12 protein-coding genes and 2 pseudogenes are annotated in these 10,534 nt (G+C 70.5%); 7 read left to right on the top strand and 7 right to left on the bottom strand.

Annotated features, from left to right (window positions below; genetic code table 11):
- Positions 1-86: 86 nt before the first annotated feature.
- Positions 87-1,670 (bottom strand): PGF-pre-PGF domain-containing protein, encoded by a 1,584-nt coding sequence (locus GJ632_RS25470; protein ID WP_343161195.1) that lies wholly within the window; start codon positions 1,668-1,670, stop codon positions 87-89.
- 47 nt (positions 1,671-1,717) lie between these two features.
- Between GJ632_RS25470 and GJ632_RS23900 the strand changes: the two genes are divergently transcribed.
- Positions 1,718-1,948, top strand: coding sequence for a hypothetical protein (locus GJ632_RS23900; RefSeq protein ID WP_231751578.1), 231 nt, complete (start codon positions 1,718-1,720; stop codon positions 1,946-1,948).
- Positions 1,949-2,329: 381 nt separating this feature from the next.
- Here the strand turns inward: GJ632_RS23900 and GJ632_RS23895 are convergent, their stop codons facing one another.
- From GJ632_RS23895 to GJ632_RS23885, 3 genes are read right to left on the bottom strand one after another with little or no spacing between them, the layout of a single operon-like run.
- Entirely contained in the window at positions 2,330-3,175 is an 846-nt protein-coding gene (locus tag GJ632_RS23895; protein WP_231751577.1) for a hypothetical protein, read from the bottom strand.
- Positions 3,176-3,201: 26 nt separating this feature from the next.
- On the bottom strand, positions 3,202-3,969 hold the full coding sequence (locus tag GJ632_RS23890) for a hypothetical protein (RefSeq protein WP_231751576.1): 768 nt from the start codon (positions 3,967-3,969) through the stop codon (positions 3,202-3,204).
- A complete protein-coding gene (locus GJ632_RS23885) occupies positions 3,960-4,871 on the bottom strand; it encodes a hypothetical protein (RefSeq protein ID WP_231751575.1) in 912 nt (303 codons plus the stop codon). The genes GJ632_RS23890 and GJ632_RS23885 overlap by 10 nt, the downstream gene beginning before the upstream one ends.
- Before the next feature lie 66 nt (positions 4,872-4,937).
- Here GJ632_RS23885 and GJ632_RS14425 point away from each other — a divergent pair, with 66 nt between their 5' ends.
- Positions 4,938-5,393 (top strand): acyl-CoA thioesterase, encoded by a 456-nt coding sequence (locus GJ632_RS14425; protein WP_191453333.1) that lies wholly within the window; start codon positions 4,938-4,940, stop codon positions 5,391-5,393.
- A 59-nt stretch (positions 5,394-5,452) separates the two neighbouring features.
- Here the strand turns inward: GJ632_RS14425 and GJ632_RS14420 are convergent, their stop codons facing one another.
- Positions 5,453-5,794, bottom strand: a complete 342-nt coding sequence (locus tag GJ632_RS14420) for a hypothetical protein (protein WP_191453332.1) — start codon at positions 5,792-5,794, stop codon at positions 5,453-5,455.
- Positions 5,795-5,832: 38 nt separating this feature from the next.
- On the opposite strand from GJ632_RS14420, the gene GJ632_RS14415 reads away from it, so the two are divergent.
- The 3 genes from GJ632_RS14415 to GJ632_RS14405 all read left to right on the top strand — a co-directional run bounded on the left by GJ632_RS14415 (position 5,833) and on the right by GJ632_RS14405 (position 8,562).
- Positions 5,833-6,243: a DICT sensory domain-containing protein gene (locus tag GJ632_RS14415; protein WP_191453331.1), complete on the top strand. Its 411-nt coding sequence runs from the start codon at positions 5,833-5,835 to the stop codon at positions 6,241-6,243.
- A gap of 68 nt (positions 6,244-6,311) precedes the next feature.
- Positions 6,312-7,244 carry a D-2-hydroxyacid dehydrogenase gene (gene ddh / locus GJ632_RS14410; protein WP_191453330.1) on the top strand — a complete coding sequence of 311 codons (933 nt, stop codon included), beginning with the start codon at positions 6,312-6,314 and terminating at the stop codon, positions 7,242-7,244.
- Between the two features lie 118 nt (positions 7,245-7,362).
- Positions 7,363-8,562 carry a PLP-dependent aminotransferase family protein gene (locus GJ632_RS14405; RefSeq protein WP_191453329.1) on the top strand — a complete coding sequence of 400 codons (1,200 nt, stop codon included), beginning with the start codon at positions 7,363-7,365 and terminating at the stop codon, positions 8,560-8,562.
- Positions 8,563-8,615: 53 nt separating this feature from the next.
- Here the strand turns inward: GJ632_RS14405 and GJ632_RS22215 are convergent, their stop codons facing one another.
- Positions 8,616-9,041 (bottom strand): hypothetical protein, encoded by a 426-nt coding sequence (locus tag GJ632_RS22215; protein ID WP_197428010.1) that lies wholly within the window; start codon positions 9,039-9,041, stop codon positions 8,616-8,618.
- 82 nt (positions 9,042-9,123) lie between these two features.
- A pseudogene (locus GJ632_RS25990) lies at positions 9,124-9,399 on the bottom strand (DUF389 domain-containing protein); the annotation flags it as partial.
- A gap of 616 nt (positions 9,400-10,015) precedes the next feature.
- Here GJ632_RS25990 and GJ632_RS14395 point away from each other — a divergent pair.
- Positions 10,016-10,231 carry a hypothetical protein gene (locus GJ632_RS14395; RefSeq protein WP_089807869.1) on the top strand — a complete coding sequence of 72 codons (216 nt, stop codon included), beginning with the start codon at positions 10,016-10,018 and terminating at the stop codon, positions 10,229-10,231.
- Positions 10,224-10,534, top strand: a pseudogene (locus GJ632_RS14390) (hypothetical protein); the annotation flags it as partial. The gene GJ632_RS14395 and the pseudogene GJ632_RS14390, both read left to right, overlap by 8 nt.

The following is a 10,534-nucleotide window of genomic DNA, read 5'->3' as shown; positions in this document are numbered from 1 at the left end:
CGTCGGCGTCGCGGTTGGCGTCGCAGTTCGGATCGCCGTGGCAGTCGGCGTCGGCGTCGGTTCCACCACCTCGACGGTGCCCGCCGTCACGTTGTCGACGCGGAGTTCGTACGTCCCGCGCGCGCGAACTGGACCGCGAACGCCTCCGTCGCCCGGTCTCCCGCGCCGAGCGTCACCCGCCGCGTCTCCATCGTCACGTTCCCCCGACGGAGGATGACGTACCCCGTCGCCGCCCGGGTGCCGTCGTTGGCCACCTCGGCGGTCACCGTGGCCATCTCGTCGGTCCGGAGGCGCGCCCGGTCGACGTTCGCGTCCGTCACCGCGACGCGGCCGCCCGACGCGGGGGCGACGGCGAACGTCGAGAGTCCGGGCGTGTCCGCGTTGTAGACGTACCGGTCGCCGCGTTCGTCCACGAGGATGGCGTTCAGTTCCGTCCACGCGCCGTCGTGGTAGCGGTAGAGGGCCACCTCGTCCGGCGAGACGTTCCGCTCGCGGAGTCGGCTCTCGCTCACCGTGAACCGGAACACCGCGTAGTCGATGTCGCGGTCCGAGACGGTGTGGGAGACGTCGAGGTAGCCGACCGTCCGGTCGTTCGGCGGCGTCACGTTCGCCTTCGTCGCGTTCGCCGCCGTGGCTTCGTCGCCCGCGGCGCTCTCGTTCGGCGCGTCGCGGACGGTCACGCCCACCGAGTACGTCCCGTTACGCGCGGCGAGCGAGAGAGTGTCGAGGCCGACGTTCGTCGACTCGCTCGTCGCGTTCACCGGGAGGTCCACCAGCGACGAGGGCCGCGCCGAGTCCACGCTGACCGAGACGCGTCCCCGGTCGGCCGCTTCGACGGAGACGTTCGCCGTCGGTTCGGAGTCGTTCGTCTCCGCCGCCGGTTCGGGGTCGGGGTCCGGTGCGGGGACGACGACGACGCGACGCCCGCCACCGCCGCCGCCGTCGTCGCTCTCACTCGTCGCGTTCACGGAGACGGTCGCCGCCTGCCCGGACGCGCCGTCGTTCCCGTTCGCGTCCGCGAGTCGGTCGAGCGTCACCGTCACGGTGCCGTTCGCGCCGACCGTCCGCGACGTCTCGTACGTCGTCCCCGTCACCGAGAAGTCCGTCTCGTCCAGCGTCGCGTTCGCGGCACCGGTCAGCGAGACGTTCACGTCTGTCAGCGTCTCCGAGGCGTCGAAAGAGACGTCCAGCGACGAGTCGGACCCGACCGTCACGGAGAAGTTCGAGACGGTCGGCGGCGTGTCCAGCGTCAGCGTCCCCGTCTGGACGGTTCGCTCGTTCGCGACGGCGTCCGTCGCCGTGACCGGCACCGACCGGTCGCCGTCGTCGGCCGCCGCGTCGAAGTCCACCGTCAGCGTGGCCGTGTACGTGCCGTCGGAGTCGCCGTCCGCCAGCGAGACGGCCGTTCCCGCGCCGAACGCGCTCCCGTCGACGCTGACGGAATCCACGCCCGCGGGGTCGCTCACCGTCGCCGCCACGTCTATCTGGTCGCCCGGCGCGACGACGCCGTCGCCGTCGGTGGCGTCGGTGAACGTCACGCCCGAGACGGACGGCCCGGCCGTGTCCAGCGTCAGCGACCCCGTCGTCGCACTGCCGGTCGTCCCCCGGTCGTCGGCCGCCTCCACCGTCGCCGCGACGCCGCCGTCCGACCCCGCGTTCGACGCGTCCACCTGGCCGTCGCGTCCAGACGCCGCCGCCGCGGTCGGTCAGCGTCACCGTGCCCGCGCCGACGGCCGAGAGGTCCGCCGTCACCGCGGCCACGCCGTTGGCGTCCGTCGCCGTCGCCTCGACGGTGACGTTCTCGCCGTCCGTGAGGACGCCGTCGCCCGTCGCGTCGGTCAGCGTCGCCCCCGAGACGGCCGGCCCGGTCGTGTCCAGCGTCAGCGACGACGACGTGTCGCTGCCGACGTTGTCTGCGTCGTCCGTCGCGTCGACGGTGACCGCGTAGTCGCCGTCCGCGCCCGCGTTCGATTCGTCCACCGTCACCGTCTTCGACCAGTCGCCGCCGCCGTCGTCGGCGAGGGTGACGGTCCCCGCGCCGAACGCCGAGAGGTCCGCCGTCACCGCGGTCACGCCGGCCGTCGCGTCCGTCGCGGTCACGGACACCGTCACGGCCTCCCCGTCGGCGACGACGCCGTCGCCGTCAGCGTCGTCGGTGACGGCGAGGTTCGAGAGCGACGGGTTCGCCGTGTCGAGCGTCAGCGTTCCCGTCGCCGTCGTGTTCGTCTGGCCCGCCTCGTCGGCGACGGTGACGGACCCGCCGTGCGCGCCGTCGGCGTCGGCGTTCGCCGCGTCCACGGTCACCGTCGCGTCCCACGTGCCGTCGGCGTCACCGTCCGCGAGGGCGACGCTGCCCGCGCCGAACGCCGAGAGGTCGGCGTCCACGCTCCGAACGTCGCTGCCGGTGCCGTCGGGGGAGACGGCGACGGTGAGCGAGTCCCCGTCGGCGAGGAAGCCGTCGCCGTCGTCGTCGGTGACGGCGAGGCCCGCGGCGGTCGGCGCGACGGTGTCCAAGCGTGACCCGGTGGCCGACGGTCGTCTCGGCCGCCTTCCCCTGACTGTCCGTCGCCCGCACGTCGACGGCGTGGACGCCGTCGGCGACGCCCCCCGCGTCGACGGCGAACGTCCCGTCGTACGCGTCCGTCCCGCCGACCCGCGAGAGGTCGACGGCCGACCCGCCGCCGAGTGCCGTCGCGTTCGCGGTGACCGAGTCGACCGTCGTCGCGTCGGTCACGGTGAGTTCGACGGTCACCGTCTCCCCGTCGGCGACGACGCCGTCGCCGTCCGCGCCGGTGAGACTCCCGCCGGAGAGCGTCGGCGGGTTCACGTCCTGCGTCAACTCGTTGGTCGTCGCCGCGTTCGCGTTCCCGAGGTCGTCGGTCGTCTCGACGGTGAGGCTGTAGTTGCCGTCGCCGGCGGCGGTGGTGCCGTTCACCTCGAACGACGCCGTGTACGTGTCGCCGCCGTCGAGCGTGAGCGTCTCCGTGCCGACGCCGAACGCGGAGGCGTCCGCCGTCACCGAGGCGACGCCCGTCGCGTCCGTCACCGTCGCGGAGACGACGACGGTGTCGCCGTCCCGGACGACGCTCACGCCGCCGCTTCCGTTCCGGAGCGTCGGCGAGGAGACGGCTGGTCCGCTGGTGTCGACGGCGAGCGTCCCCGTGTCCGCCGACACCTCGTTCCCCTCGTCGTCGGTCGCCGTCAGGGACGCCAGTCGGTCGCCCTCCGTCGGCGACGCGCCGACGGTGGTCGTCGCGTTCCACGTCGTCCCGTCGGTCGTCGAGAGTGAGACGCTTCCGGCGTCGACGCCGAGAGGTCGGCCGTCACCGACTGCACGGCCGTCGTCGCGTCCGTCACGTCGGCCTCGACGGTTATCGAGTCGCCGTCGGTCACGTCGCCGTCGCCGTCGCCGTCCGTCAGCGAGACGGGGCCGAGGCTCGGGGCCGTCGTGTCCACGACCACCGTCTCGGACTCGCCGCCCGCGCCGTTCTTGTCGGTCGAGTCGTTCGCCGTCGTGAGCGCGAACGTGTACGTGCCGTCCGTCGGCGCGTCGTACGTCCCGGCGTACGAGTACGGGCCGCTCCCGGACTCGGTGAAGTTCGCCTCCGTCACCGACGCCGACTGCGCGCCCGAGACGCCCACGACGATGTCGCCGAGCGATTCGTCGCTGTCGAAGGAGAGTCCGACGGACCGCCCCGAGGAGTTGTCCGCGTCGAACGCCGTCACGTTCGGGTCGGTGTTGAGCGTCAGCGTCCCCACGCCCGTCTGGTTCTCGTTCGCCGCGCCGTCGCGCGCGGTGACGGTGACGGGGTAGTCGCCGTCCGTCGTCCCGCCCTCGGTGACGGTGACCGTCGCGTCGTAGACGCTCGACCCGGACGCGTTCGTCAGCGGTTCCGCACCGCCCGCCCCGAACGCCGAGAGGTCGGCCGTCACCGACTGCACGGCCGTCGTCGCGTCCGTCACGTCCACCTCGACCGTGACCTGTTCGCCGGCGTCGACGGTGCCGTCGCCGCCGCGTCGAGCGTCGTCGTCGCGTACACCGGGGCCGTCGTGTCGAGACGGAGCGTCGGCGTGGCCGTGACGTTGGTGTTGCTCTGGTTGTCCGACGCGGCGACGGTGACGCTCTGCGGACCGTCGGCCGGGACGGTGGCGTCGACATCGAACGTCCCCGTGTACGTGTCGCCGCCGCCGGGCGAGAGCGACACGTTGGGGCCGACGCCGAACGCCGAGGCGTCGACTTCGACGCCGTCCACCTGCGTCGTCGCGTCGGTCACGTCCGCGCTGACGCGGACGGTGTCGCCCGACGCCACGATGCCGTCGCCGTCGGTGTCGTCGCTCACCTGCACGTTCGTCACGGACGGTTCGGTGACGTCGACGAACGCGTCGTCCTGGAGTGACTCGCCCACGAGTTCGGCGCGGTACCGCCCCTCGTCCTGCGTCGTGTACGTGTACTGGTAGCGGTAGCCGCCCGAGATGCTCGTCTCCGTGAAGGCGCTCCGGTCGAGGACGGTTTCCGAGGAGTCGCCCCGGTAGACGACGACGTCGAAGGAACTCAACTGGTCCGTCGACTCGAACGAGACGTTCAGGTCTTGCCCCGTCGGGTTCGTGACCGAGAAGTTCGACTGCGTGCCGGTTGCCGCCGCCGCGAGACCCGGTCCCGCCGCCCCCGCGACCGCCGAAACTACGAGTGCGGCGGCGACGAACGACGCCGATGCGCGCCGCGTCACGGCCTCCCCCACTCCTGTGACGACCGCCGACCCGCCCTGCTCGCGTTCATACCGGGTCCAGACGACGCCCCACCTAAGTGATTCCTCTCCCAGTATCAGAATTGATTCTCGAAGCGCGGTTCGACCGCCGTTCGAGACTGTCACGAACGACCCGCACGGACGCGGCCGGACGACAGAAGCGTTAATTCCGGGGTCCGAGTACGCCCGAGCATGATAGACATCGAGGAGACGTACATCGAGAACCGCACCCTCGTCAACCCGAACGACACGAACAACTACGACATGGCCCACGGGGGCAACGTGATGAAGTGGATGGACGAGGTGGGCGCGATGTCGGCGATGCGGTTCGCCGGGCAGACGTGCGTCACCGCCCGGATGGAGAGCGTGAACTTCCACCAGCCGATTCCGCGCGGCGACGCCGCCCTCATCGAGTCGTACGTCTACGCCGCCGGCCGGACCAGCGTGAAGGTCCGTCTCCGCGTCTTCCGCGAGGACCCCCTCACGGGCGACACGGAACTCACCACCGAGTCGTACGTCGTCTACGTCGCCGTGGACGAGGACGGCGACCCGACGCCGGTGCCCGAACTGGAGACGAACACCGAGTACGGCCGGGAACTCCTCGAGGCCGCCGTCGAGGGCGAGAAGCAGACCAACGGCCACGACTGAACCGCTCGGGCCCGCGACGGTGCGAATATCAATAGCTGTATTCGGAAGGCAGACTTATTTTACCAGCACCCTACCAGTCTGAAAGAGGGAAATACTGCGTGACCGACACACTCGAAACTCTCGTCGGGAGGGTTGAAGCGACGACTCAGACGTTCTCGATTGTAAACTACGACGGACCGCCCGAGAAACGAGCCCGCATCGCCTCCTACTTCGAACCGCAGAGCGTCGAGGTGCGGGAGGGCGTCACCGACGCGTCGCTCCCGCGGAACTTCGCCGTCCTCCACGACGGCGAGGAGTTCGTCGCCGCCGCGAGCGTCGAGGACGTCCACCGACACGTCGCCGGGGAGGGCATGTTCGAGGACGACTTCGGGGCCGTCGAGCGTCCCGCGATTCTCGAACACGTCGACGACCGGACGTCACGAGTTACGACATCGGACAGATGCTGCTCGCGTCCCACGAAATCGAGCGCTACGCCCACCGCGTGGGCGAGGGCGAACTCCACGCCGGGTTCCAGCGCCTCTCGACGCTCGAATCGCAGACGCACATCTACGAGAAACTCCGCGACGCGGACGTGGACGTCCACGTCTACGGCGCGGGCGACACCGACGCTCCCGCGGGACTGGTCGAACACACCTCCGACGCCGATGAGATTCTGGAGTCGTGGTTCGTCGTCTTCGACTCGGACCGCTCGCCGGTCGACGCGCGCGCACTCGTCGCCGTCGAGACGGGCGACCGGGAGTTCACGGGGTTTTGGACCTACGAGAACGACACCGTCGACGACGTACTCGCCCGCCTCCGCGACCGGTATCCGGCGACGCGCGAGACGGAGACGCTTCGGGCCGACGACTAGGCGCGCGGCCGGCGCGGCGGATTGCCACCTCACCAATCGCTTTTGCCTCCGAGGAGCGACCGGTCGGTATGACGATACGACTCGGTATCCACCCCTCGGTAGAGCGGTTGTTCCCGCCGTCGGTACTCCGGTCGTCGCTCGAAGCGGTCGACGCGACGGTCACGGACGCGGACGAGACGCTGACTCCGGACGCCGCCCTCGACGGCCTGGTCACCTTCGACTACGACCCCTCGTTCCTCGACGCCGGCGTCGACTGGATTCACGTGATTCGGGCCGGCTACGACGAGTTCCCTCTCGACGCCCTCCGCGAACGGGGTATCTCGCTGAGCAACAGCACCGGCCTGCACGGCGACTCCGTCGGCGAGATGGTCGTCGGCTACATGCTCGGGTTCGCCCGCGGCCTCCACCGCTACCGACTGGACCAACCCGACCGGGCGTGGAACCCGCCCGCGTGGGACGAGACGTTCACGCTCGCCGGCGAGTCCGTCTGCGTCGTCGGCCTCGGAACGCTCGGTCGGGGCGTCGCCCGCCGCGCGGACGCCCTGGGCATGTCCGTCGCCGGCGTCCGCCGCACGCCGACGCCCGTCGAACACGTCGACCGGCGCTACGGCCCCGAGGACCTGCGCGAAGCCGTCGCCGACGCCCGGTTCGTCGTCCTCGCCGTCCCCCTCACCGACCGGACCGAGGGCCTGTTCGGCGCGGCGGAACTGGCGGCGATGCGCGAGGACGCCTACCTCGTCAACGTCGCGCGCGGCCCCGTCGCCGACCAGTCGGCGCTCGTGGACGCCCTCGAATCCGGGTCTATCGCCGGCGCGGCACTCGACGTGTTCGAGACGGAACCGCTCCCCGAGGAGTCGCCGCTCTGGGGGATGGAGAACGTCGTCGTCACGCCGCACGCGGCGGCCGCGACGGACGAATATCCGGGCCGTATCGCCGCGCTGGTCCGCGAGAACTGCCGCCGCCTCGCCGCCGGCGAGTCGGTGGCCAACCGCGTCGTCTGAGTCGCGAGACGCTCGGTGGCCGCCTCGCCGCCCCCGGACGGCGAGCCCGAGAGAATCCGGAAAGACGCACGCCCACCGGTGGATGCAAGAGGTGCGACGGTGACACGATATCCGATAGATGCTCGAACATTTGTTCACCGAGACGGTGCAGAAGACGATGGGCGAGGAGGGATACGGCGCGTGGCGGTCGATTTCGGCACCCGACGCCGTGTCGCTGAGCTTCGGGTTCCCGTTCCCCGACTCGTTCCCGAACGAGGAACTGCTGACGGCCGCCCAGGACCTGTTCGCGGAGGAGGGCGACGTCGCCCTCCAGTACACCGGCGGCGAGAACGCCCAGTCGCTCGCGGGTATCGTCGCCGAACAGGCTGCGCGGCGCGGCATCGACTGCGACCCCGAACAGGTCGTGCTGACGAACGGTGCGACGCACGCCATCGACGTGGTCTGCCGGACGTTCCTCGAACCGGACGACGGCGTCTTCGTGGAGGCGCCGACGTTCATGGGGGCGCTCCGGTTGTTCGAGGGGTACGGCGCGGACGTGACCGGTCTCCCGATGGACGCCGACGGCCTGGACGTGTCGGCGATGGCCGACGAACTCGACGCCCGGCGCGACGAGGGACGGCCGCTCCCGAAACTGTGCTACACGATTCCGGCGTTCCACAACCCGAGGGGCGTGACGCTCCCCCTCGACCGGCGGGAGCGACTCCTCGAACTCGCCGCGGAGTACGACTTCGTCGTCCTCGAAGACGACGCCTACGGCGAACTCCGGTACGACGGCGACCCCCTGCCGCCGCTCAAGGCGCTCGACGAGACGGGCCGCGTCGTCCGCGTCGGGACGTACTCGAAGACCATCGCGCCCGGCGTCCGCACCGGGTGGGTCGTCGCCGACGGCGACGTCGCAGAACAGATAGACCGGATGAACGCCGGCGGAACCAACCGGTTCACGCAGGGCGTCGTCGCCCGCTACTGCCGCGACGGCCACTACGACCGGACCGTCGCGGCGGTCCGCGAGGCGTACGAACGGCGGCGCGACGTGATGCTCGACCGACTGGAGTCCTACATGCCGCCGGAGGCCGAGTGGAGCGACCCCGACGGCGGCTTCTTCGTCTGGGTGACGCTCCCGGAGGGCGTCGACACGTCGGCGATGCTCACCCGCGCGGGCGAGGAGGGCGTCGTCTACCTCCCCGGCGAACACTTCTACGCCGACGGCCGCGGGGAGCGAAGCCTGCGGCTCTCGTTCAGTCACGCGTCTCCCGAGGAGATAGACGACGGAATCGCGGCGCTGGCGCGCGCCGCGGAGGCGGCCATCGAATCGCGGTGAGTCGCCGGCCACGACGCGACGAACAGCCGGGCACGACGCCGTGAGACCGCAGTTCAGGGCGCCGTCGCGTTCGACGTTCGCGACTCCGTGAACGCCACCGTCGTCTCCACGTTCCGGCCGGTCGCCCCCTCTATCTGCCGCTCTAGCCGCCCCGCGAGATCCGGATACTCGCGGTTCGATGGCCGACTCACGCCGACGGTGACCGTCGAGGGCGTCTCGCCGACGACGGGGCCGCGGTACTCCACCTGCACGGTCGACAGCGAGAGGTTCGCGTACCCCGGGTCGTCGAGCGTCGCCTGCACCTCCTGGTTGACCGACTGCGTGAACAGGACGTTCGCGCCCGTCAGGTAGCCGGTGGCGACGACGGTGACGAAGAGGACGGCGAGCGTCACGTACACAGCCGTCTTCCGGCTCTCGGAGATGGAGTCGCGGAACGAACTGTCGCCCTCGCGCCAGTCGGGGTCGTAGCCCATCGCCAACAGCGTGAGGAACGCCCCCCCCGTTGATGGCGACGAGGTTGACGAGGAGCAACAGGAGTGCGCCGACGACGAGGAGGGGGAGTCCCCACGCGACGGCGAGGCCGGCCGTCGCCGCGGACGGAATCAGCGCCGCGGCGATCATGACGCCGATGAGCGCCGTCGACTGCTCGGTCGTGTACCCGAACGCGCCGACGACGCCGGCGATGACGGCGCCCACCGTCGAGAGGAACGACGGCGCGAGGCGGACGCCGACGAGTTCGACCTGCAGGAGCGAGAGCAACGGCGGCACGAACCCCGTCCAGCGGACGAACCAGCCGAACATCGCCGCGCCGACGACGGCGACGCCGAGTCCCAGCACCTGCTCTTTGAGACTGCGACGAACAGGCTCCAGTCGCTCAACAGTGCGCCGGCGGGAGCGGCGAGGGCGGAACTCGCCTGCGGCGCGATTATCATCGCCCCGATTATCAGCGCCGGCTGGTCGAGGAGGAGGCCGGCGGCCGCCGCGAGGACGCTCAGGACCGTCCCGAGGTAGTATATCTGGAACGGCCACTGAAGCTCGCTTATCTTGGCGTGCAGTTCCTCCTTCGAGAGCTTGCCGACGGCGTTCGCGTAGCGCTCCCGGAGTTCGTCGTAGCCCGCCGTCTCGACCGCCTCGGCCTTCGTCACGACGGTGTAGGACTCCTCGTCGATACCCGCCTCGCGCAGGGCTTCGAGGATGGGCGCGACGGCGGCCGTCGGGAGGGCGAAGAAGAAGAGCGTCGACCCGTCGTCCTGCGACGCCGTGACGAACTCGACGTCGTGTTCTCGGAGCGTCGACTCGACGTCGTCACATCGACCCGCCGGGGCCTCGACGTGAAGTTCTCGCATCCGTCCCGTGCCTCACCGGGTGCGGTGCTGTATCTTGTGGCCGCTCGCCGAATTTCCGAGCGTAGACGGCCCAAACACGCTTACACCCGGCGCGAACAACGAGGCCTGTGACCGCAGACGACGGCACCGAGTGGGAGTATCGAGCGGTGCGGCCGCCACGCGAGGAGACCAAGAAAGAGGTGACCGACCCGACGGCCGAACTCAACGAACTCGGCCGCGACGGCTGGGAACTCGCCGACACCCTCGACTACGTCGGCGGCGGCACGAAGTACATCCTCCTGAAGCGACCCCGAACCGACGAGACGGCGAGCCGAGATGAGTGACGACTCCGGAGAGGACATCGGCACCGAGAACACGATGCGCCGGCGGGCCGACGAGAGCCGTCTCAAGATACGGCTGTTGCTGCGCACGAACCGCGCCGTCGTGACCGCGGCGTTCGCGGCGTTCATCTTCGTCGTCTTCATGCTGTACAGCGTCCTCCTCTCGCCGTCGCTGATGGCCGAATCGCAGACCGGCGACACCGTCGAGACCATCTTCTCGACGATGATAAGCGTCCTCGTCACCGGGACGACGCTCGTCGTCACCATCAACCAACTCGTCCTCTCGCAGGAGAACGGCCCGCTGGG

This window comes from Halogeometricum sp. CBA1124, from assembly GCF_009741955.1.
Lineage (GTDB): Archaea > Halobacteriota > Halobacteria > Halobacteriales > Haloferacaceae > Halogeometricum > Halogeometricum rufum.
Note: the sequence above shows the minus strand (reverse complement) of the source record. Positions and strands in the feature narration are given on the sequence as shown.